Raw genomic sequence first — 22,727 nt, 5'->3', positions numbered from 1 at the left:
TCGCCTATTGCTGCGACAGCCACGCTTCAGGGCGCGTACGAAGGCCCGGCCATGCCATTAGAATCCGGGCTTTCGATCGGCGTCGCCAACGGCTCAAGGCCGACCTCGCGCGCGAAGCAGCGGGACTCCTGCGCGATGTGGCCATGCCGCAGAGTCCCGGCTCGGCCGGAGGGCCTTTTTTCAATGCCGAACGGGCCCGCGGGCGGGCCCGAGGAACAAAAGCGGCAGACCGGAAGCGGGGAACCCAAAACCATCAGTCGCCAACCTTCGGCCCCGCGCCCGCAGTGCCGGATGCCACCGATCGGCGCAGATCCCGTGGTGTCATGCCATAGCGTTTGCGGAACGCACGGCTGAAATAGGATGGGTCATCGAAACCCACATCGAAAGCGATCTGGGTGATCGGCGTGAAGGTGCCATTCAGCAGGATGGCTGTCTTGGCAAGATCGAGCCGCCGCTCGAGAATATAGCCGGAAAAGGTTGTTCCCTCCCGCGTAAACAGCTTTTGGATCGCCCGCGTCGTCACACCCTCCTTCCGGGCGACATTTGCAATTGAAAACATGCTGTCGGCCAGATGGTTCTCGATATGGGACTTGACCGAGCCCAACCGATCGGACGGCGGAAAGTGGGTAATCCCCCTGGCAACAGTGTCTGCAAGCACGGGAAGTAACGCATAGAAATGCGCGATCATCATGTCGGCATCGCTCCGCACTTGGTGATCGTACTGCAGCAGATAGCCCGCATAGGTGACCAGCAGCTGCAGCGGCAGACTTTCGCCGGCTATAGGCTGCAGCAGCAAGTGTGACAGCCGCCGCCGCCCCTTTCCGAGCGCGTGGCTGGGCAGGTAGGCGCAGTCGAGGCGCCCGCCATCCGGCAGAGCAATGGACAGCGGCGCATTGGCCGCCAGGAACACGACATCGGCCTTCGCGGCTTCGATCCGCCGCTGCCTCTGCGTGACGGAGAGACGCCCGTCCATCGCGCGCAGGACGATGATGCCCTCATTCCTCATGCCGACCGCTGCCAGCTGCGTAGCCGTTTCTGGGAAATACAACGTCGTCAGCGATAGCGATACGTGGCTCCAGAACAAGCCGCGCACGCGGGACAGGTCGCCCTCCGAAAACGATATCGTGGCTGCGCCCATCATATCCTGAAGGATTGCGCGGCAGATCGTGGCGCCATTTTCGTCAGATGAGGCACCTGCGCCGAATTTCAAAGGTTTTATAGTCATTCCATTTCAAAACAACGTAAGACTGCGGAAGTTCGTTCCCATCCTATCTCAGTTCGCGCCAGTCCATGCAACAGGTATGGCAATCACCTAAACATGGTTGGATTGCGATTCACTGACAATGCCATGGACGACGACTTCGCGCTCCTGCGTGAGTCAAGCTGCTGGAGACGAACTGTGCGCGAATACGAAACGACCGCCGCCATCCTGGCCTTGCTCGCCGCGGCTGGAATGGCTGGGCCAGCAACCGCGCAGGAAGCCGAACAGTCCACAGCCCAGGCAGACGCTGCCGTCAGCGAGATCGCCCTCGATGACATCACCATCACCGGCGGGCGATCACCGCAGCAGATATCCGAAATCCCGCGCACGATCTATGTGATCGACGAGCAGACCATCCAGTTGCGTTCACGCGCCGGCCAGACTCTCCAGCAGATCCTGGCGCAGGAGATACCCAGCTTCGACCCCGCGAGCTACGGCGCACGCACCTCCTATGGGCAGAGTCTGCGTGGCCGCACGGCGCTCGTTTTGATCGACGGCATCTCGATGAACTCCGTCCGCGGCATCAGCCGGCAGTTCGATGCGATCGATCCCTTCAATGTCCAGCGTATCGAGGTGCTCTCGGGGGCGACCTCGCTCTATGGCGGTAACGCCACCGGCGGCATCATCAACATCATCACCAAGAAGGGAAAGGACGCCGCCGAGGGCCTGCACGCCGAAGTGACCGGAGGTGTGGAGAGTGGCTTTCGGGGCAGCGACGATCTCGACCGTAGTGGCGCCGCCGCCGTGACCTATAACAGCGACAAGTGGGATAGCCGGCTCTCGGTCGCGTCCGCGCGAAGCGGGGCGTTCTACGACGGCACGGGCACGCTCCTCGTTCCCGACATTACCCAGACATCTACGGCCTTCAACACGCGGATTGACCTGATGGGTTCGGTGGGGTTGCAGATCGACGCCGGCCGGCGACTGGAATTCACCGGGCAATATTTCAACAGCGAGCAAGATTCCGATTACGGCCTCTACTATGGAAAGTTCTTCGCAGCACTTGCCAACCCGAACCTATTTGAAACGCGCGACGGCTACAGTTCGGACTTCAATCCCAGCACCGAACGTTCAATGTACAACGTAGTCTATTCGGACGATGACGTCTGGGGTCAGAAGCTCTTGCTTCAGGGCTTCTATCGCAGCGAGGCGGTGACGTTCAACCCCTTCCCTACCTCGACCTACTTCTACGGCAGCTCCCAGGATACCGATTATTACGGCATCAAGGCCGCCCTCGTGGCGCAGCTGACCGACCGGCTGAGCATCACCTACGGCGTCGACGCCGACAAGGACGCCTTCTCGTCCAGCCAGAACGTCTTCAACATGACGACGGCAGCATTGAGCGGTGGCCTCGACTTCGACACCATCGGCATTGTTGGGCTCTACCCGCAGATCGACGTCTCCACCGTCGCCGGCTTCGCCGAGGCTTCCTATGAGGCGACGGACAAACTTACCCTCACCGGCGGCATCCGCTACCAATACGTCAAGACGGACGTCTCCGACTTCGTAGGCGCGGCACAGCAGGTCGCGATCCTGCAAGGCCTGGCGGGGTCGGCGGACGCCATTCCCGGCGGCGCCGTCAGCTATGACGCCTCTCTCTTCAACGCGGGCGCGGTCTACCGGCTGAACGAGACGCAGCAGGTCTATACTAACTTCAGCCAGGGGTTCGAATTGCCCGATCCCGCAAAATATTACGGCATCGGTGTCTACAGTCTCACGGGCGGTCACTACAGCCTGCTCAATGGGGTGAGCGTGTCCGACTCGGCCCTCGAGGCGATCAAGACGAACTCGGTCGAGATCGGCTATCGGCTCGATGACGGCACCTACACCATCGAAACGGCCGCCTATTATTCCTGGTCGGATCGTTCGATCGAGCTCGACCGTACGACCCTTGCCGTCGATGTCGTGGACCAGGAACGGCGCGTCTACGGTATCGAGGGCAAGGTGAGCGCCAGGCTCGGCCATGGTTTCGATGTCGGCGTGCTCGGCCAATGGGTCAAAACCGAAGTCAAGAGCGGCGGCGATTGGGTGAACGACACCGTCGGTAGCGCCAGCCCCTCCAAGCTCGGCGGCTATGTCGGATGGCAGGGCGACGCCCTGAGCCTGAAGCTGCAGGGGCAGCATGTCTTCGACCTTTCCGACGCCGACGGTTATCGGATTGACGGCTTCACCCTGTTCGATCTTATCGGCGCCTATCGTTTCGAACAGGCCGGCACGACCGTGAACTTCGGCATCCAGAATCTGTTTGACACGGACTACACGACGATCTGGGGCGCTCGCGCCAAGGCCCTTTATGGCGCTCTCGCGAGCGAGGAGATCTTCGACTACAAGGGGCGCGGCCGGACCTTCGCCATTTCCCTTACGAAGGTCTTCTGATGAACGCGCACGACCTCCAGCACAGCATGGCTCGCGCGACCGGGGAAGCGCCGGGCAAGGATCGGCGCCTCTATGTGGTGCTGGGCGGGCTCTATCTCGCCCAGGGCATTCCCACCTACCTTCTGCTGGTGGCCCTGCCACCGCTGCTGCGCGAGAGCGGCGCGTCGCGGACCGCGATCGGCTTGTTCTCGCTGCTGATGCTGCCGCTGATCCTGAAATTCGCGATCGCGCCCCTGGTCGATCGCTACGCCCTGTTGTCCCGGCTGGGACACCGGCGGGGCTGGGTCATCCCGACGCAGATCCTGGTGAGCGCGGGCATTGCCAGCATGGCACTGGTGACGCCCGATCAGGTGGGCTGGCTGTTCGGCATCTGCCTTTGCATTACCATTCTGTCTTCGCTGCAGGATATCGCGACGGACGGCTATGCGGTCCGGCACCTGACCGCACGCAGTCGTCCGATGGGCAACGCCATCCAGGCCGGCGCCGTCGCGCTCGGCGTGATCATCGGCGGCACGCTGGCGCTCGTCCTCTTCCATGAAATCGGCTGGCGCCCGACCATCCTGATCGTTGCGGCCCTGTCGCTTCTGCCCCTACTTGCGGCGGTCTGGATGGAGGAGCCCCCTGCCGCGACACAGCCGCAGGATCGCCCGCGCGCGAGCCTGCGGGCATTCTTCGCACGGCCAAACGCCTGGCTCGTCCTGGGTTTTGCCGTGACCTACCGGGCGAGCGAGGGACTGGTCCGCGGCATGGAGGGTCCCTATCTCATCGATCTCGGGGTGCCTGTCTCCTGGATCGGCTATCTCTCCGGCAGCGCCGCCGCCAGCGCCGGCCTGGTCGGGGCCGCCTGCGCCGCGCTGCTGATCCGCCGGGCTGGACTTGCCGCGACACTGGTCCTGCTCGGCCTGCTGCGCAGCCTGTGCTTCCTCACCTTCGCGCTCAGTGCGGCCGACCTGTGGCCGGGCTTCGTCGTCGCGATGTCGGCATCGGCCCTGCAGACCTTCATCCGCTACATGGAGCTTGTGGCGCTCTATTCGTTCTTCATGCAGGCCTCCTCACGGGACCAGCCGGGCACGGACTTCACCATTCTCAGCTGCGCCGAACTGATCGTCTATCTGCTTGGCTCCACACTGGCGGGCGTCCTTGCCGATGCATTCGGCTATTCCGTGCTTTTCTCCGGTGCGACGGTCATCTCCGTTGCCGGCGTCGGTCTGGCGCTTTTCCTGCTGGAAACCCTGAAGGCCCGTTCGGCGGCTTTCGCCGGCAGCGGGGATGAAGGACTGCGGGCGTGACCGCTTTCGTGACGACGACCTTCCTCCGGTTCAAGAACGCCGAACGCCTGCTGGCCGAATTGCTCACGCATTTCGCGGAACATGCCACCGTTATCCGCACGGATAGCGGTGCACGCCTGCACACCTCCTACGGGACCGTCGATATAGCCCGGCAGCAGGAAGGCCTGTCGGTAGGCGTATCGAGCCGTTCCGCCGGGGCGCTGGCAATGATCAAGGTCTTCATCGCCGAGCACGTCTTCCAGTTCGCGCACGAGCCGGTGGCCATGGTCTGGTCCGGTGACGGTGCCGACGAGCGGCGCCTGCCGAATTTCCAGAGGTTGCGGGTGCTTGCAGCATCGAGCGTCACCCCGCGAATGCGCAGGATTACCTTCCAATGCGAGGACGCCGCGCCCTTTGTTGGAGAGAGCCACTATCATGCGCGTCTGCTGATCCCTCCTCAGGGGCGCGCTCCCATCTGGCCGTCGCTGGCTGCCAGCGGCCGGATCATATGGCCGGAGGGTAAGGACGCTCTCACCAGTCGCGTGTACAGCATCCGTTCCGTCGAGCCGGCTCGCAACATCCTCACCATGGATATCGTCGTGCATGGCCAGGGCGGCTCGCCTGGCGCATGCTTTGCCAAGGACGCCCGGGAAGATGCCATCGTCGGCGTGCTGGGGCCCGGCGGTGGCGGCCGCCCCGACGCCGGAAACCTCCTGCTTCTGGGCGACGAGACCGCGCTGCCGACGATCGCACGGATGCTTGAGAACCTTCCTTCCACATCCTCCGCCGACGTCTTCATCGAAGTCGAGGATGAAGGTGAGGAACAGATGCTGGTCTCGAACGCCAGAGTGCGGATCAACTGGCTGCATCGCCATGGCGTCGAACCAGGGCGGTCGGCCCGTCTGGAACAGATCCTTCGGGAGCAGGCCGCTCGTGAGGCAGAAGCCGGCCGGTTTGTCTGGGCAGGGTGCGAGCGCGGGCAGGCGGAAAGGTTGCGGAACATCCTTGGCGAACGGTCCTCGATGCGCCGCAGCAGCCACCATATCATGGGTTTCTGGACCCGCCAGAAAGCTGCTTACGAGCCCGTCGAACCGGCGCAACCGACGTCGCATTGAACCGCCCCGCGTTATTTAGACGCCGTCGGCTTTGGCTTGTCTGCGGTTCGTGCTTGAGCAGGTTGACGAAGCTCTCGGCCACAGCGTTGTCATGGCAATTCCCGTGACGGCTCATCGAGGGCGAGCAGGTGCCGCACCACAGGCGGTCGTTCGATCTTGTGGAAGGCGCGCACCTGCTGCTGCACGTCGGCGTCGGCGTGCGACACGCGGTGGTGCTGGCGCAAATGCTCGGCCCAGGACTCGACCATGAACCATTCCGTCACCCGCGTCGGCTCGGCTGCATCCTCCATCACGCCCCAGGAGGTGGCCCCGTCGCGCCGGCGGGCATGGGACAGGCGCTGCAGCACCTTCAGGAAAGCGGGCCGGTCTTCGGTCGCGATCTCATATTCGATCAGCACCAGCACCGGCCCGCGATCGCCCGCCACGGGCTGGGCGAGCAGCGGCTCGGGCCAGTGGTTCGAGGGCGCGAGGTCGCTCTCGCCCCTCGGCAGCGCGACGCGGTGCACGATGAGGCCCGACAGCACGAGCCCGGCCGCCGCCGTCCACAGCGTCGCCGCGAGCCCGATTTCCTGGGCGATGAAGCCCCAGCCGAGGCTGCCCCCGGCCATCGCGCCGTTGAACACGGTGAGGTAGACGGCGAGCGCGCGCCCACGCACCCAGTTCGGCAGGATCGCCTGCGCCGTGGCGTTGAGCGTGGTCAGAGCGACGATCCAGGCCGCGCCCATCACCAGCAGCACCAGCACCGCCGCCCATTGGGGGGGACCGAAGGCGAGCGCCGTAGATGCCGCGCCGGTGGCCAGCGCGGCGGCGAGCATCAGCCCGTCCGGGCTCAGCTTGTCTCGCGCCATCGGCAGGGCCAGCGCACCGCCAATGGCGCCGACGCCGACCGAGCCGAGCAGGAGGCCGTAAAACGCGGCATCTCCCGCCAGCAATTGCCGCGTGACCAGCGGCAGCAGCGCCCAGACGGCGCTGGCGAAGGCGAAGAACACGGCGGCGCGCAGCAGCACCACATGCAGCTCGCGACTGGAGCGGGCATAGCGCAGCCCCGCCCCGAAGGCGCCGCCGAAATGCTCGCTCAGTTCGTCCTGCGTGTTGGCCGGCCGCTTCCACCACAGCAGTGCCGCGATGACGATGAGGTAGCTGGCGACATCAGCCCCATAGGTCACGGCCGCACCGAAGGCGGCGAGCAGCAGGCCGCCGACGGCCGGCCCGATGGAGCGGGCGATGTTGATGCCCAGCGAGTTGAGCGCCACCGCGCTCTTCAGTTCGCCGCGCGGCACCAGCTCGGGCACGATGGACTGCCAGGTCGGCCCCATCAGCGCCGCGCCGATGCCGCCGACAAAGGTGAGCATGATCAGCCCGGACACCGTGACAAGGCCGCTCGCCGACAGCAGCATCAGCGTGGCGCTGACGCAGCCGAGCATGATCTGGATGAAGATCAGGAATTTCCGCCGGTCGAGAATGTCGGAGAGCACGCCGGCGGGAATGGCGAGCAGGAAGATCGGCAGCATGCCGGCCGCCTGCACGGCGGCGACGGCGGCGGGCGAGGCGGAGAGGTCCGTCACCAGCCAGGCGCTGGCCACGTCGCGCATGAAGCTGCCGGTATTGCCCAGCACGGTGGCCGCCCACAGCACGGCGAAGACCGGGCGCCGCAGCGGCGCGAAGCTGCCGGCGGGCGGCGCGGGCGACGGGGTGGCCGTGCTCATGTCTGTCTCCTCCTCGCGCGCAGGGCGCCTGTCAGACCGCCCAGCAGGCGCAGCCGAGCGCGCCCCAGAAGGCGGGCGCGTCCGAGGTCGGCACCTCGGCCCCCCAGGCCCCCGCATGGGCGTGGCCGTGGACGTTGCACGCCTGCGCGCAGCCGCACAGCCGGGCGAAGGCGTGCCGGGCAGTGCCCGCTTCCGCGCGCTGCGTGTAGCCGTCGAAGGTGCGCACCGGCGACCAGTCCGGCATCGCCGGCGGCAGTTCGGGGGCGAGGTCGCGGAAATCTCCGGCGCCATGCACCGGCGTGCCGCCGAGCAGCGTCAGGACCGAGGTGATGTCGGCGATGGCCTCATCAGGCACGGCGAAATAATCCTCGGAGAGCACGGCGAGATCGGCCAGCTGGCCGGCGGCGATCTGGCCCTTCTTGCCCTCCTCATTGGAGAACCAGGTATTCTCATCCGTCCACAGGCGCAGCGCGGCCTCGCGGTCCAGCCGGTTCGCGGCGGGGTAGAGGGCGAGCCCGCCCACCGTCCGGCCCGTGACCAGCCAGGCGAGCGAGACCCAGGGATTGTAGGAGGCGACGCGGGTGGCATCGGTGCCCGCGCCCACCTTCACGCCCATGTCGAGCATGCGCCGCACCGGCGGGGTGCGCTCGGCGGCGCGGTGGCCGTAGCGTTCCGCAAAATACTCGCCCTGAAAGGCCATGCGGTGCTGCACCGCGATGCCGCCGCCGAGCGCGGCGACGCGCGCAATGTTGCGGTCGCTAATGGTCTCGGCATGGTCGAAGAACCAGTTGAGCCCTTCCAGCGGCACATCGCGATTGACCTTCTCGAACACGTCGAGAGCGCGCGAAATGGTCTGGTCATAGGTGGCGTGCATCCGCCACGGCCAGCGATTCTCGGCCAGCAGGCGGATGACGGGTTCGAGGTCGCCTTCCATGCTCGCCGGCATGTCGGGGCGCTCGACCCGGAAATCCTCGAAATCGGCGGCGGAATAGACCAGCATCTCGCCGGCGCCATTGCTGCGGTAGAGGTCGTCGCCCTGGCCGGGCGTCACCTGCTTCGCCCAGCCGGCAAAATCGGCGAGCTCCTCCGTCGGCTTCTGGGTGAAGAGGTTGTAGGCGATCCGCACGGTGAGCGCGCCCTCGCGGTGAAGTTCCTCGATGATCGCATAGTCGTCCGGGTAGTTCTGGAAGCCGCCGCCGGCATCGATGACGCCGGTGACGCCGAGCCGGTTCACCTCGCGCATGAAATGGCGGGTGGAGTTCTTCTGATATTCGACCGGCAGCTTCGGCCCCTTGGCCAGCGTCGCATAGAGGACGGTCGCGTTGGGCTGGGCGAGCAGAAGGCCGGTGGGGTTGCCGGCGCCATCGCGCGCGATCTCCCCGCCGGGCGGGTTCGGCGTGTCCCTGGTGTAGCCCACCGCCCGCAGCGCGGCGCCGTTGAGCAAGGCGCGGTCATAGAGGTGAAGGATGAACACCGGCGTGTCGGGGGCGACCGCGTTGATCTCCTCCAGCGTCGGCAAGCGCTTTTCCGCGAACTGGTGTTCGCTGAAGCCGCCAACCACCCGCACCCATTGTGGCGCGGGCGTGTTGTCGACCTGCTGCTTCAGCATCTCCATCGCGTGGGCGAGCGAGCGCACGCCGTCCCAGCGCAGCTCCATAGTGTAGTTCAGCCCGCCGCGGATGATGTGCATGTGGCTGTCGATCAGGCCGGGAATGACCCGGCGCCCGCCAAGGTCGATGCGCACCGTCGCCTCACCCGCCAGCGCCATCGCCTCCGGCGCGGCCCCGGCGAACAGCACCTTGCCATCCGCGATCGCCACCGCCTCGGCCTGCGGGTTGGAACGGTCGAGCGTCGTGACCTTGGCGTTGAACAGGATCAGATCGGCGGTAGATGGCATGATCGCGGTCTCCGCTGAGAGGGGCGGCCGGTCAGGAACCGGGAGGCGCCTCGTGGCCCTCGCTGGCGCTGGCCTTGCGGCCGGGCAACTGGCCGAGCACATGATCGGAACAGTCGGCGAGGCCGATGGCGGCGCGCAGGCCATCGCCCTTGAGAAGATGGCGGGCGACGGGCACAACCTGCTCGCCGAGGAGGATGCCGAACAGGCCGACCAGCGCCACGACGGGCGGGGCCGGCGAGCGGACATTGATCAGGCTGTAGACGATGCCGACCAGCAGGCCGGCACCGAGCGAGGCGAAATAGAGCTTCATCGCAGCACTCCTGCGAGGCGCGCCCAGGCTCAGCCCTTGATGAAGGCGAGCAGGTCCGGGTTGATCACCTCGGCCTCGGTGGTCAGCATGCCGTGGGGGTAGCCCTTGTAGACCTTGAGCGTGCCGTTCTTCAGCAGCTTGACCGCCTTCAGCGCCGAATCCGCAATCGGCACGATCTGGTCGTCGTCCCCATGCATCACCAGCGTCGGCACGGTGATCGCCTGGAGATCCTCGGTCTGGTCGGTCTCGGAGAAGGCCTTGATGCCGTCATAATGCGCCTTGGCGCTGCCCATCATGCCCTGCCGCCACCAATTGTTGACGACGCCGGGATAGACCTTCGCACCCTCGCGGTTAAAGCCGTAGAAAGGGCCGGCCGGCACATCGAGGAAGAACTGGGCGCGGTTCTCGGCAGTGGCCTTGCGGAAGCCGTCGAACACTTCCAGCGGCAGGCCCTCCGGATTGGCGTCGGTCTTCAGCATCAGCGGCGGCACGGCGGAGACCAGCACCGCCTTGGCGACGCGGCCGGCCGGCTCGCCATGCTTGGCGACATAGCGGGCGACTTCGCCGCCGCCGGTGGAATGGCCGATATGCACGGCGTTCCTCAGGTCGAGATGCTCGACCACGGCGAAGGCGTCGGCGGCGTAGTGGTCCATGTCGTGGCCGCCGGAGACCTGCGCCGAGCGGCCATGGCCGCGCCGGTCATGCGCGACGACGCGGAAGCCGTTCTGGACGAAGAACAGCATCTGGGCGTCCCAATCGTCCGACGACAGCGGCCAGCCATGGTGGAACATGATCGGCTGGGCGTCCTTCGGACCCCAGTCCTTGAAGAAGATCTCGACTCCGTCCTTGGTGGCGAGTGTGGTCATATCAGGGGCTCCGTGAGTGGCGATGGTTGCGGCGAAAGCGGGAGTGAGCGGGCCGAGCGCGGAAAGGACCGCGGTCGCGCCTCCGATTTCAAGGATGGCCCGGCGCGACAGCGACAGAGACTGCCCGCTCATGGCTTCATCTCAATGACCTTCGGAGGCGCCGAACATCGTCTTGGCGTAGGTGATTCCCAACCCATAGGCGCCGCCGAACTGCTTGGCGATGCCGGTGGTCATCTCGTAGCTCCCGGTTCGGGCCCAGTCGCGCTGCAGTTCGAGCAGATATTGCAGCGCGGTCATCGGCCGGGCGCCAGCCTGGATCATCCGCTGCAGGGCGCGTTCATGCGCCTCGCCCGAGACGTCGCCGCAGGCATCGGCGATGACGAAGACCTCGAAGCCCTGGTCGAGGGCGGAAAGGGCCGGGCCGACGATGCACACGCTGGTCCACAGGCCGGCCAGCACGATACGGCTTTTGCCGATCTCATTGACCCGGGCGATGACCGCCGCGTCCTCCCAGGTGTTCATCGAGGTGCGATCGAGCATGGCCGGGCCGGGAAAGGCCTCGGTGATCTCGGCGAATATCGGACCGGAAAAGCTCTTCTCCGCCACCGTGGTCAGGATGGTCGGGACCTGGAATCCGGCGGCGGCGCGGGAGACCAGCGCCGCGTTGTTGCGCAGAAGGACGGCATCGATCGAGCTGGTCGCAAAGGCCATCTGCGACTGGAAGTCGATCAGCACCAGAGCGTGGTTGTCGGGATCGAGGAGTTCCTTGCCGGGGGTCGGAGTTGCGGTTGGCATTGCACATCCCTGCGTGATGGGGTCCGCCGCAAGTCGTAGAGCGCGGGGCGCGGGCGGAACAATTGTGCGCGGGATGGGGGGGCATTGGCCCTGGGGCTAGGTCGGCCCGCTCTGCCCGGTCGCTCGGCGCAGGCAGGCGAGCAACTCCTCGGGGACCACCGGCTTGGCGAGATAGCCGTGGAACCCGGCCCGCAACGCCCGCCGGCTCGTCGCCTCGTCGGGATAGGCGGTCACGAGGATGGTCGGCACATCCAGGCCTTCCGCCCGCAGACGGCGGTGGAGCACGATGCCGCTGAAATCACGCAGACGAATATCCGCCACAAGCACATCGACCGATCGTGCCCGATCCGACGCCAGGAAGTCTGTGGGATCGGCAAAACAAAGCGGCCGGTAGCCGAGCGCGTCGACCAGCCCGCCCAGGGCCGCCAAAGCTGCGGGATCGTCGTCGACGATGGCCACTGTCTTGCGCATGCCCGGGACGGGTCCATCGCGCCGGACAGCGAGTGGCCCGGCCTGTGCGAACGAGCTTTGCCGGCCGCTCCGGTGCGCCACAATTGGCTGGTGGGTGTAGGCCCCTACTCCCCGGGGCCAGTCGCGGCCAGTTGATCGGCGATCCGTACCAGGTCGGCAAGGGTACGGGCCTGCAGCTTCTGCATGATCTGGGACCGGTGCACCTTCACCGTCGCCTCGCTCAACTGCAGCTGGGCGGCGATCTGTTTGTTCATCAGCCCGCTGGCGATGAGCGGCATCAGCTCGCGCTCGCGCGGCGTCAATGCCGCCTGACGCCGGCGCAGCGACGAGATCTCGGCGTCGCGCGCCCGGCGGCGGCGATCACGGGCGATGCCCTCGCGCACCGCGTCGAGCAGGTCTTGGTCGCGGAACGGCTTGAGCAGGAATTCGACGGCGCCGGATTTCATCGCCGTCACCGACATCGGCACGTCGCCATGGCCGGTGATGAAGACGATGGGCGTGGCGATGCCGGCGCGCGCGAGTTCGCGCTGGAATTCAAGCCCGCTCGCCCCGCGCAGCCGCACGTCGAGGATGAGACAGCCGGGAAGATCCGGGCAGCGGGCGTTCAAGAAGTCCCTGGGCGATTCATAGGCCCGCACCTCATAGCCTTCAGACGACAGAAGGCTTTCCAGCGAGGCGAGGATGGATCGGTCATCGTCGACGACATAGACCACCGCGTCCGTCATCGGGCTTTCTCCTCCACGCCAGATCTCGCCTGCGCGTCTGCCACAGACAGGATCGCCACGGGAAGCGAGAAATGGAAGATGGCCCCGTGCGGCGTGTTCGCGCTGGCCCAGATGCTGCCGCCATGCGCCTCGACCACGGCGCGGCAGAACATCAGCCCCATGCCCATGCCGCCGGGCTTGGTGGTGACGAAGGGATCGAACAGCCGCTCGGCCACCTCACTGGCGATGCCGGCGCCGGTGTCGGCGACCCCGACATGCACCTCGCCATGCGGCTCCTGCGACAGGCGCACCGTCACGCGGCGCGCCCGCAACGGCGCCGCGCGCACGGCATCGACCGCGTTCTCGATCAGGTTGCGCAGCACATGATGCAGTTGCACGGCGTTGCCGATGACGGGTGGCACCTCGCGCTCGCCCTCGACCACGATCTCGACGCCATAATGGCGCGCGTCGCGGCTCGCCTCCCCGGCCGCCCTGGCGACGATGGCCGCGAGGTCCAGCTCGGCCCGCTCGCGCGTGCCCTTGGTGAACATGGTGCGGATGCCCGCCACCACGCCATTGGCCCGATGGCCGTCCTCGACGATCCGGCGCAGCGCCAGTTCCGCCTTGTCGATGCGCGGCTCGGCCTTGGAAAGCCAGCGCAGCGCCGCGTCGGCATTGGTCACCATGCTGGCGAGGGGCTGGTTGATCTCATGGGCGATCGAGGCGGAGAGCGCCTCCATCGCGGTCAACCGCTTCTCCCGGCTGCGCAGCTCGGCCGCGACGGTGCGGGCGAGACGGATATGCACCAGCGTGGTCTGGGCGATCAGGACCAGCAGGATGATGCTCATCGCCACCAGCCCATAGAGCCGCCCGGCCCACCAGCCCACGCTCAGCCGCGTGCCGCCACCGAGATAGGAGATGAGCAGCAATTCGATACCAAGCGAGAACAGGACGATGCAGACCCACAGGCTCAGCGCCGAACGGCGGAACCAGAGGAGTAGAACGATATCAACGGCATAAAGCGCCATGGCGAGGGCCGGCACCACCTGCCACAGCAGGTTGACCTGCCGCCCGTCGCGCATCAGCGGCGGCAGTGCGTCGCGGAAATACAGCGTCACCTCGATCAGCACGGTCGCCCCGACGCACACGCAGACCGCCACCAGCGCCGCACTGGTCGTGATCTCCCGACGCGGGGCGAGGGCGAAGGCCAGCACGAAAAGCGGAAAGGCCAGCCGGCGCAGCAGGCCGAAGGCGGCCGTCACCTGCAGCCCCGCATTGATGTCGAAGCCGGTAAAGACGCCCGGGAAGGTCAGTGCCCAGGGCGCGAGCATCAGCGCGCCGAACAGATAGCCGGAGGCGAGGAAGAGCAGCGGAAGCGAGCGGCGCGCGCTGTAGAGCGCGAAGAGGAGCGCGGCCGTCATAGCTTCCAGAACAAAGGTCGCCGCTGCATAGGCCGGCACCAGGATTTCGGTGTTCTGGGTGGGCAGGCGCGCGAAGGGCATTGTCGCGACGAACAGCGCAACCAGTGCAAGCGAAAGTCCACCCGCCAAGGCGAGTTGCGGCCGCGTGACACGGAAGGACGTCTCCGCCTGCTCCTCGCTGCTCGACACCATTTTTTCCCTGCCCAAGGGCCCGAAGCACAGCTTGGATGCGATGAACCAAGAACGGCCGAAGCGAAGCGTTTCCGAATTGGTTTCGTTTGTCCATCCGGCGCCAGGATTCCCTTGGTCCCTGTTCTTCACCGGATATGGCTGGCGAATGCTGACGGAGATTTCCGCGATCGACATCCCGCTGGACGGATCGACGTGTACCCTGCGCCGAAGGCTGGCCACGGATTCAGAAGGGTAATCGGATACGCTTGGCGTGTCCAGTTTGGGACTGAAATGGCGGAGACGGAGGGATTCGAACCCTCGAGGCCCTTTTGGGGGCCTGCTCATTTAGCAAACGAGTGCCTTCAGCCTCTCGGCCACGTCTCCAGCCGGCCTCGCGTTCGCCTTGCGGCGGCGCGGTTCGAGCCGGCGACCTGTCTAGGTTTCCCCCGCCCCCCGGTCAAGGCCGAATACGCAGTTGGTCCACTGCCGGCTTCATTCATCCGGCCGGGCGCTGGCCGAACAGCACGCTCTGCGCCTGTTTGTCGGTGGCGAAGTCGATTTTGGCGCGGTCCTCGGCGTTCAGCGCCAAGCCGCGTTTCACCGCCGGCCGCGCCAGCATCCGCTCCAGCCAGGCAGCGAAATGGGGAAACTCCTTGATGTCCTGCCCCTGCCGCTCCCACAATTTCGCCCAGCCGATGCAGGCGATGTCGGCGATGGAATAGTCCCCGGCGAGGAAAGGCCGATCGCTGAGGCGCGTGTTCATCACCCCATAGAGCCGGCGCACCTCGTTGGTGTAGCGCTCGATGGCGTAGGGAATTTTCTCCGGCGCATAGATGCGGAAATGGTGCGCCTGCCCCGCCATCGGCCCGAGCCCGGCCATCTGCCAGAACAGCCACTGGTCCACCTCCACCCGCCCGCGCTCGTCGGTGGGGTAGAACAGCCCGGTCTTGCGGCCGAGATATTGCAGGATCGCCCCTGATTCGAACACTGAGAGCGGCGCGCCGTCCGGCCCCTCGGGATCGACGATCGCCGGGATCTTGTTGTTGGGCGACAGGGCGAGAAAGTCCGGCTTGAACTGGTCGCCGCGGCCGATATTGACCGGGATCACCTCATAGGGGAGGCCGCATTCCTCCAGCATGATGGAGATCTTCCAGCCATTGGGCGTCGGCCAGTAATAGACCTGGATCGGACGGGACTGAAGCTGGGCCATTACGCGAGCGCTCCCCTGCGCCCTCCATGGGGCGCTGGCCATCAGAACTAGGGCCGCCCCGCGCGGCTGGCAAGCGGTGCGGGCCCGGCTTCATGACGTGCTCGCCTCATCAGGCGGATGCGGGTAGATTTGCCCCACCCGGCGCTCCCCCCGCGCCGGCAACAAGCGAGACCCTGCGCGTGAAACCTGCCGTCCTTTCCTGCCTGCTCGGCACGCTCCTCCTGGCCGGCGCCCTCCCCGGCGCCGCGCGGGCGCAGACGCCGGCGGCCCCGTCGCCGGCCAAGATCTGCGCCGACCGCTGGAACGAGATGAAGGCGAACGACCAGACCGGCACGCAGAGCTTTCGCGATTTTTCCGCGCAATGCCTGAAGGAGCCCGGCGCGACGGCGGAAAAGCCGGCTAGCGCGGGCGAGACGGCGCCCGCGCCAAAGCGCAACACCACCCCGACCGGCGCCTCGGCCACCGCCGCCCAGCCCTCGATCAAGCAATGCGCCGACCTGTGGAACGAGATGAAGGCGAAGAACCAGACCGGCAAGCGCACCTATCGCGACTTCGCCCAGGAATGCCTCGCCGGCACCGGTGTGCTGGACGACAAGCCGGCGCAGACACCCGTGCCGGAGGAGCCGAAGGACGCGGCGCCAAAGCCGAAGACCTCGGCTCCCTCCGTGCCGCGCCCGGCGGCGGCGCCCGCGCCCGATCCCGCCCCGGCGCTGACGCGCCCGCCTGATGCCAGCGACCGCGAGGCGCTCAACCGCTGCAATGGGGAATGGCAGGCCTACAAGGCCCGGCACAACCTCACCGGCGCCAAGGCCTGGCACGTCTTCATGGCGCGCTGCCTGCCGTGAGGCGGGGCGTGTTCAGTGGCCGACGAGGTCGATCTTGAAACCGTCGAGCCGCTTCTCGAAGCCCGCGCGCTCATAGAAGCGGTGCGCGTCGGCGCGCAGCTTGTTGGAGGCCAGCTGCAGCGAGCCCGCGCCCCGGCGCCGCGCCTCGGCGATGGCGAAGTCCATCATCGCGCCGCCGACGCCCTTGCCGCGCACATCGGGGTCCACCTGCACCGCCTCGGCATGGGCGAGCAGCGTGCCGTGGCGCAGCAGCGCGCGGAAGAACACCAGCTGGAAGGTGCCGACGACGCGCCCATCGAGCCGCGCGACATAGAGCGTCGCGCGCGGATCGGCGGCGATGTCGTCAAAGGCGCGCTCATAGGCGGGGAAGTCGGCGGGGTCGGCGCTGTCGCGCACGCCGAACATCGTCTCCCGGGCGAGAATCGACACGATCGCCGGCAGGTCGGCGCGGGTGGCGGGCTCGATGGTGACGGCACCGGCCGTCACGTCAGGCGCGGAGGCCGCGCTCATATCCCGAGCTTGGCCTTGAGAAGGTCGTTCACCACCTGCGGCGCGGCCTTGCCGCCGGTCTGCTTCATCACCTGGCCGACAAACCAGCCGAGCATGGTCGGCTTGGCCAGCACCTGCGCCACCTTGTCGGGGTTGGCGGCAATGATGGCGTCCACCGCTGCCTCAATGGCGCCGGTGTCTGTGACCTGCTTCATGCCGCGCGCCTCGACAATGGCGCGGGGGTCGCCGTCCTTCTCCTCGGCGATGATGATCGCCAGCACGTCCTTGGCGATCTTGCCAGAAATGGTGCCGTCGGCGATCAGGTCGACAAGCCCGGCGATCTGCACCGGGGTGATGTGGGTCTCGTAGACCGACAGGCCAGAGGCGTTGGCGAAGGCGGAGACGTCGCCCATGATCCAGTTGGCCACCGCCTTGGCGTCGCGCGCGCCGCCGCCATGGGCGACCGCCGCCTCGTAATAGGCCGCCGTCTCCTTCTCGGCCACCAGCACGTCGGCGTCATAGGCGGAGAGGCCATAGGCGGCGACGAAGCGGGCCTTTTTCTCGTCCGGCAGTTCCGGCAGATGCGCCTTCAGCTCGGCGACGAAGGCGTCGTCGAATTCCAGCGGCAACAGGTCCGGGTCGGGGAAATAGCGGTAGTCATGCGCTTCTTCCTTGGAGCGCATGGAGCGCGTCTCGCCCTTGCCGGGGTCGAACAGGCGGGTTTCCTGGTCGATCGTGCCGCCATCTTCCAGAATGCCGATCTGCCGGCGTGCCTCGACATCGACCGCCTGGCCGATGAAGCGGATGGAGTTGACGTTCTTGATCTCGCAGCGCGTGCCGAAATCATCGCCCGGCTTGCGCACGGACACGTTCACGTCGGCGCGCAGCGAGCCCTTTTCCATGTCGCCGTCGCAGGTGCCGAGATAGCGCAGAATGGTGCGCAGCTTGGTCACATAGGCCTTGGCCTCTTCCGCCGAGCGAAGATCCGGCTTGGAGACGATCTCCATCAGCGCCACGCCGGAGCGGTTGAGATCGACCAGCGACAGGGTCGGGTGCTGGTCGTGGATCGACTTGCCCGCGTCCTGCTCCAGATGCAGCCGCTCGATGCCCACTTCGATCGGACCGTCGGCGGTGTCGACCAGCACCACGCCCTCACCGACGATGGGGCTCTTGTACTGGCTGATCTGGTAGCCCTGCGGCAGGTCCGGATAGAAGTAGTTCTTGCGGTCGAACACAGAGCGGTTGTTGATCTCGGCCTTGAGGCCCAGCCCGGTCCGCACCGCCTGCTTCACGCATTCGGCGTTGATGACAGGCAGCATGCCCGGCATCGCCGCATCGACCAGCGAGACATGGGCGTTCGGCTCGGCGCCGAATTCGGTCGAGGCGCCGGAGAACAGCTTGGAATTGGACGTGACCTGCGCATGGATTTCCATGCCGATCACGATTTCCCAGTCGCCAGTGGCCCCCTTGATCAGCTTCTTCGGGTCGGCGGGGCGGGAATGCATGTTCATCGGACGAACCTGTTCTGGCGTGCGCAAGCACGAAAGCGCGGGAGTGGCAGTTCCCTACCCTGCCCCCGCCGGTCCTGACAACCGTTTCGCGCGGCCCCGCCGGCCGAACCGGTCTGTCGGCCGCCCCGGCTGAGGGGTGAAACACCGCCCGAAATCGACCGAGCTAGACCATTGGACAAGAGGACACGCCATTTTGTCTCGCGTATTCATGGCTCCAATGCGACGATGGTCAGAATATATTACCAACGCGCAGGCTCTCGGGAGGAGCGTCCACACCAATCAACGTCGCCGCTCCGTCTGGGCTCCTGGCGGAAAAAGGCCGGCGACACAGGAGGAAACAACGGGATGTCGACAGGTCTGCTCGCCTTCCTTGCCTTTTTGCCGATCATTTCGGCAGGCGTAATGCTCATCGGTTTTCGCATCGCCGCCCGCATCGTCATGCCCATCACCTATGTGATGGCGGTGGTCATCGCCCTGCTGTTCTGGGGCGTCAGCGCCAACCGGATCGCCGCCTCAACGCTGCAGGGATTGCTGCAGACCGCCGGGCTTCTGTGGATCATCTTCGGCGCCATCCTGCTGCTCAACACGCTGAAGCACTCCGGCGCCATCTCCACCATCCGCGCCGGCTTCACCTCGATCAGCCCGGACCGGCGCGTGCAGGTCATCCTCATCGCCTGGCTGTTCGGCTCCTTCATCGAGGGCGCCTCGGGCTTCGGCACCCCGGCCGCCGTCGCCGCCCCGCTGATGGTGGCGGTCGGCTTCCCGGCCATGGCGGCCGTCGTGTTCGGCATGATGATCCAGTCGACGCCGGTGTCCTTCGGCGCCGTCGGCACGCCGCTGATCGTGGGCGTGCAGACCGGGCTGGACCAGACCGCCATAACAGCGCAACTCACTGAAGTCGGCTCCAGCTGGGCCACCTTCTTCCACCTCATCACCACGGAAGTGGCGGTCATCCACGCCATTTGCGGCACGCTGATGCCGCTGTTCCTCATCATGGTGATGACGCGCTTCTTCGGCCGCAACAAATCCTGGACCGAGGGCCTGTCCGCCGCGCCCTTCGCCATTCTCGGCGCCTTCGCCATGACGGTGCCCTATGTGCTGGCGGCGACCTTCCTCGGCGCGGAATTCCCCTCGCTGCTCGGCGGGCTGATCGGCCTCGCCATCATGACGCTGGCCGCGCGCGCCGGCTTCCTGGTGCCGAAGACCAGCTGGGACTTCGCCCCGCCCTCGGAATGGCCGAAGGAGTGGTTCGGCCAGCTCGACATCACCCTCGACAGCCTCGCCAAGCGCACCATCCCGCTGGCGCTGGCCTGGGCGCCCTATGTGCTGCTGGCGGTCTTCCTGGTGGTCAGCCGCATGGTGCCCGGCATCGGCGGCGCGCTGAAATCGGCAACGCTGGCCTTCTCCAACCTACTCGGCGAACAGGGGATCAATGGCGATTTCCCGCTGCTGTTCTCCCCCGGCGGGCTGCTGGTCATCATCTGCATGATCACGGTGCTGCTGCACCGCATGCCGCTGTCCGGCTTCGCCGCCGCCGTGCGCGAGAGCAGCGGCACGCTGATCGGCGCCGGCTTCGTGCTGATCTTCACCGTGCCGATGGTGCGGGTGATGATCAATTCCGGCGTCAACGCCAATGGGCTGGACAGCATGCCGGTGCTGGTCGCCGAATGGGTGTCGACGCAGGTCGGCGCCGTATACCCGGTGTTCGCCCCGACCATCGGCGCGCTGGGCGCATTCCTCGCCGGCTCGAACACGGTCAGCAACCTCATGCTGAGCCAGTTCCAGTTCTCGGTGGCGCAGGGTCTGGGCATCTCATCGGTGCTGATGGTGGCGGGCCAGTCGGTCGGCGCCGCCGCCGGCAACATGATCGCGATCCACAATGTGGTCGCCGCCTCGGCGACCGTCGGCCTGCTCGGGCGCGAAGGCGCGACGCTGCGCATCACCATCCTGCCGACGATCTATTATCTCGTCGTCGCCGGGACCCTGCTGCTGCTCGGCTTCTATGTCGTCGGGCTCAGCGATCCGCTGATGGGCCGGTAAAGCGAGAAGCCGGGACCGCCTGCGCGGTCCCGGCGGGCTTGCGCCAGATCAAGGCCAGCGCCCGCGCGCGCCGGCACTCTCCCCGCAAACGGGGAGAACAGCGATGAATGTCGACACGATTGACGAGCGCCTCGCGCTCTTCCGGGCCATGGCCGCCCATGCCGGCGTGGACCTGCCGGCGATCGCCGCCGAGGCGCCGCAGGAGGTACTGGCCGCCGCCCAGCGTTGCCTGGGCTGCCGCGACGCCCCCGACTGCCACCGCTGGTTCGACGCGCAGGCCGCCAGCGAAAATGCGGAAAACGCGAGTGCCAGCCAAGCGCCGGTGCCCGGCTTCTGCCGCAACGCGACTCAGTTCGATCTGTGGAAGGACGGCGAGACTCCGTCGCAGGCGGGCGAATAGGCCGGCGCGGCGGGCCTAGAGCGTTTTCGAGCAAGTGGATACTGGCTCGCGCGAAGAAACGCGAAAAACCAAGAACTAGCCCAGCCGCTCATTCTCATAGGCGATCACCCAGTCGATCAGCTGGCGCCAAAGCTTTTCCACCAGCTCCGGCGGCACGCCCTTGGTCTCGGCATGGGCGCTGACCTTGTCGATCACGTCCTCCACCCGCTCGGGCAGGAAGGCGGCGAGGCCCTCCACCTTCTTCACCGCGATGACGTGCTTGACCACCTCGAAGCGCCGGGCCAGCAGCTCGACGATCTCGGCGTCGATGGCATCGATCTCGGCCCGGAAGGGCGCGAGGGAGCGCTCATTGGCGGGCAGGCGCGGCATCGGCTCACTCCCACCAGCGGTCAGAGACCTCGAAGCGGCCGGCGGCCTCCTCGATCACCTGGCCGAGCGAAAACAGCCCCTCCTCGCCGAACGGCCGGCCGATCAGCTGCAGGCCGAGCGGCAGCCCCTCGGAGGAGAGCCCTGCCGGCACCGCGATGCCCGGCAAGCCGGCCATGTTCAGCGTCACCGTGAACACGTCCTGCAGATACATCTCCACCGGATCGGCGCCCGACTTCTCGCCGATGCCGAAGGCGGGCGAGGGCGTTGCCGGCGCCAGCACTGCGTCGATCCCCTGCGCGAACACGGTCTCGAAGTCGCGCTTGATCAGCGTGCGGACCTTCTGCGCCTTCAGGTAATAGGCGTCGTAATAGCCGGCCGAGAGCACATAGGTGCCGACCATGATGCGCCGGCGCACTTCGTCACCGAAGCCGCTCGCGCGGGTCTTCTCATACATGTCGACGATGTCGCGGCCTGCGACCCGCTCGCCATAGCGCACGCCATCATAGCGGGCGAGGTTGGAGGAGGCCTCCGCCAGCGCCACGATGTAATAGGCCGGCAGCGCGTATTTGGTGTGCGGCAGGCTGATGTCGACGATCTCCGCGCCGGCCGCGCGCAGCATGTTGGCGCCCTTGTCCCACAGCGCGGCGATCTCCGGCGACATGCCGTCGACGCGGTATTCGCGGGGAATGCCGATTCGCTTGCCCTTCACCGAGGCGCCCACCGCGGCCTCATAGTCCGGCACGGGCATGTCGACGCTGGTCGAGTCCTTGGGGTCGTGGCCGGCCATGGAGCGCAGCAGCAGCGCGGCATCGTTGACCGAGCGGGCGATCGGCCCGGCCTGGTCGAGCGAGGAGGCATAGGCGACCACGCCCCAGCGCGAGCAGCGGCCATAGGTCGGCTTGATGCCAACCGTGCCGGTGAAGGCCGCCGGCTGGCGGATCGAGCCGCCGGTGTCGGTGCCGGCCGCCCCGGCGCAGATCTGCGCCGCCACCGCCGCCGCCGAGCCGCCGGACGAGCCGCCGGGCACGAGCTTCTGGGTGGAGCCATTGCGCCGCCAGGGGTTCACCGCGGCGCCGAAGGCGCTCGATTCGGTGGAGGAGCCCATGGCGAACTCGTCCTGGTTCAGCTTGCCCAGGAGCACCGCGCCATCCTTCCATAGCCGGGAGGTGACGGTCGACTCATAGGGCGGCACGAAGTTCTTGAGGATGTTCGAGCAGGCCGTGGTGCGCACGCCCTCGGTGGCGAACATGTCCTTGACGCCGAGCGGAATGCCTTCCAGCGGCCCGGCCGTGCCGGCGGCGTAGCGGGCATCGCTGGCCTTGGCCATATCAAGCGCCTTTTCCGGCGTCGCCAGCACATAGGCGTTGAGATCGCCCGCCGCCTCGATCGCGCCGAGATAGGCATGCGTCAGCTCGGTAGCGGTGAAGTGCCCCTCGCTCAGCCCTTCATGGGCGGCGGTGAGGGTGAGGCGGGTGAGTTCGTGGCGGGAGGAGGTGCTCATC

At 66.7% G+C, this 22,727-nt stretch carries 20 protein-coding genes and 1 tRNA gene; 6 read left to right on the top strand and 15 right to left on the bottom strand.

The window, feature by feature from the left end:
• Positions 1-253: 253 nt before the first annotated feature.
• Positions 254-1,225, bottom strand: coding sequence for an AraC family transcriptional regulator (locus A3M1_RS0119635; protein WP_026221409.1), 972 nt, complete (start codon positions 1,223-1,225; stop codon positions 254-256).
• Positions 1,226-1,453: 228 nt separating this feature from the next.
• Here A3M1_RS0119635 and A3M1_RS0119630 point away from each other — a divergent pair, with 228 nt between their 5' ends.
• From A3M1_RS0119630 to A3M1_RS0119620, 3 genes are read left to right on the top strand one after another with little or no spacing between them, the layout of a single operon-like run.
• Complete coding sequence (locus A3M1_RS0119630; protein ID WP_245261901.1) at positions 1,454-3,637, top strand: TonB-dependent receptor; 2,184 nt, start codon at positions 1,454-1,456, stop codon at positions 3,635-3,637.
• Positions 3,637-4,926 carry a RhtX/FptX family siderophore transporter gene (locus tag A3M1_RS0119625; RefSeq protein WP_018390693.1) on the top strand — a complete coding sequence of 430 codons (1,290 nt, stop codon included), beginning with the start codon at positions 3,637-3,639 and terminating at the stop codon, positions 4,924-4,926. The genes A3M1_RS0119630 and A3M1_RS0119625 overlap by 1 nt, the downstream gene beginning before the upstream one ends.
• Positions 4,923-6,020, top strand: coding sequence for a siderophore-interacting protein (locus A3M1_RS0119620; RefSeq protein ID WP_018390692.1), 1,098 nt, complete (start codon positions 4,923-4,925; stop codon positions 6,018-6,020). Before A3M1_RS0119625 ends, A3M1_RS0119620 begins: the two co-directional genes overlap by 4 nt.
• 89 nt (positions 6,021-6,109) lie before the next feature.
• Here the strand turns inward: A3M1_RS0119620 and A3M1_RS0119615 are convergent, their stop codons facing one another.
• The 10 genes from A3M1_RS0119615 to A3M1_RS0119570 form a co-directional block, all read right to left on the bottom strand.
• Positions 6,110-7,726 carry an MFS transporter gene (locus A3M1_RS0119615; RefSeq protein ID WP_018390691.1) on the bottom strand — a complete coding sequence of 539 codons (1,617 nt, stop codon included), beginning with the start codon at positions 7,724-7,726 and terminating at the stop codon, positions 6,110-6,112.
• Between the two features lie 31 nt (positions 7,727-7,757).
• On the bottom strand, positions 7,758-9,623 hold the full coding sequence (locus tag A3M1_RS0119610) for an amidohydrolase (RefSeq protein WP_018390690.1): 1,866 nt from the start codon (positions 9,621-9,623) through the stop codon (positions 7,758-7,760).
• A gap of 31 nt (positions 9,624-9,654) precedes the next feature.
• Positions 9,655-9,933 (bottom strand): XapX domain-containing protein, encoded by a 279-nt coding sequence (locus A3M1_RS0119605; RefSeq protein WP_018390689.1) that lies wholly within the window; start codon positions 9,931-9,933, stop codon positions 9,655-9,657.
• A gap of 29 nt (positions 9,934-9,962) precedes the next feature.
• Positions 9,963-10,799, bottom strand: coding sequence for an alpha/beta fold hydrolase (locus tag A3M1_RS0119600; protein ID WP_371258763.1), 837 nt, complete (start codon positions 10,797-10,799; stop codon positions 9,963-9,965).
• 141 nt (positions 10,800-10,940) lie between these two features.
• On the bottom strand, positions 10,941-11,594 hold the full coding sequence (locus A3M1_RS0119595; RefSeq protein WP_018390687.1) for a hydrolase: 654 nt from the start codon (positions 11,592-11,594) through the stop codon (positions 10,941-10,943).
• Between the two features lie 96 nt (positions 11,595-11,690).
• Entirely contained in the window at positions 11,691-12,065 is a 375-nt protein-coding gene (locus tag A3M1_RS0119590; protein WP_018390686.1) for a response regulator transcription factor, read from the bottom strand.
• A gap of 104 nt (positions 12,066-12,169) precedes the next feature.
• Positions 12,170-12,790, bottom strand: a complete 621-nt coding sequence (locus A3M1_RS0119585; RefSeq protein ID WP_018390685.1) for a response regulator transcription factor — start codon at positions 12,788-12,790, stop codon at positions 12,170-12,172.
• Complete coding sequence (locus tag A3M1_RS0119580) at positions 12,787-14,382, bottom strand: ATP-binding protein (protein WP_018390684.1); 1,596 nt, start codon at positions 14,380-14,382, stop codon at positions 12,787-12,789. Before A3M1_RS0119580 ends, A3M1_RS0119585 begins: the two co-directional genes overlap by 4 nt.
• Positions 14,383-14,653: 271 nt before the next feature.
• A tRNA-Ser gene (locus A3M1_RS0119575) sits at positions 14,654-14,745 on the bottom strand.
• Positions 14,746-14,857: 112 nt separating this feature from the next.
• A complete protein-coding gene (locus A3M1_RS0119570; RefSeq protein WP_018390683.1) occupies positions 14,858-15,571 on the bottom strand; it encodes a glutathione S-transferase N-terminal domain-containing protein in 714 nt (237 codons plus the stop codon).
• 179 nt (positions 15,572-15,750) lie between these two features.
• Between A3M1_RS0119570 and A3M1_RS0119565 the strand changes: the two genes are divergently transcribed.
• On the top strand, positions 15,751-16,416 hold the full coding sequence (locus A3M1_RS0119565) for a hypothetical protein (protein WP_026221407.1): 666 nt from the start codon (positions 15,751-15,753) through the stop codon (positions 16,414-16,416).
• A gap of 12 nt (positions 16,417-16,428) precedes the next feature.
• Here A3M1_RS0119565 and A3M1_RS0119560 read toward each other — a convergent pair whose 3' ends face one another.
• Both A3M1_RS0119560 and gatB read right to left on the bottom strand, forming a co-directional pair.
• Positions 16,429-16,926 (bottom strand): GNAT family N-acetyltransferase, encoded by a 498-nt coding sequence (locus tag A3M1_RS0119560; protein WP_018390682.1) that lies wholly within the window; start codon positions 16,924-16,926, stop codon positions 16,429-16,431.
• Entirely contained in the window at positions 16,923-18,416 is a 1,494-nt protein-coding gene (gatB, locus tag A3M1_RS0119555) for an Asp-tRNA(Asn)/Glu-tRNA(Gln) amidotransferase subunit GatB (protein WP_018390681.1), read from the bottom strand. The genes A3M1_RS0119560 and gatB overlap by 4 nt, the downstream gene beginning before the upstream one ends.
• Before the next feature lie 345 nt (positions 18,417-18,761).
• On the opposite strand from gatB, the gene A3M1_RS0119550 reads away from it, so the two are divergent.
• Together A3M1_RS0119550 and A3M1_RS0119545 are read left to right on the top strand one after the other, a co-directional pair.
• Complete coding sequence (locus A3M1_RS0119550) at positions 18,762-20,456, top strand: L-lactate permease (protein ID WP_018390680.1); 1,695 nt, start codon at positions 18,762-18,764, stop codon at positions 20,454-20,456.
• A 103-nt stretch (positions 20,457-20,559) separates the two neighbouring features.
• A complete protein-coding gene (locus A3M1_RS0119545; protein ID WP_018390679.1) occupies positions 20,560-20,856 on the top strand; it encodes a DUF6455 family protein in 297 nt (98 codons plus the stop codon).
• A gap of 75 nt (positions 20,857-20,931) precedes the next feature.
• Here A3M1_RS0119545 and A3M1_RS0119540 read toward each other — a convergent pair whose 3' ends face one another.
• Complete coding sequence (locus A3M1_RS0119540) at positions 20,932-21,225, bottom strand: chorismate mutase (RefSeq protein ID WP_018390678.1); 294 nt, start codon at positions 21,223-21,225, stop codon at positions 20,932-20,934.
• Between the two features lie 4 nt (positions 21,226-21,229).
• Positions 21,230-22,726, bottom strand: coding sequence for an Asp-tRNA(Asn)/Glu-tRNA(Gln) amidotransferase subunit GatA (gene gatA / locus A3M1_RS0119535; RefSeq protein ID WP_018390677.1), 1,497 nt, complete (start codon positions 22,724-22,726; stop codon positions 21,230-21,232).
• Between the last annotated feature and the right edge of the window lies 1 nt (position 22,727).

The organism is Ancylobacter sp. FA202 (genome assembly GCF_000380205.1).
In the GTDB taxonomy this organism is placed as follows: domain Bacteria; phylum Pseudomonadota; class Alphaproteobacteria; order Rhizobiales; family Xanthobacteraceae; genus Ancylobacter.
Note: the sequence above shows the minus strand (reverse complement) of the source record. Positions and strands in the feature narration are given on the sequence as shown.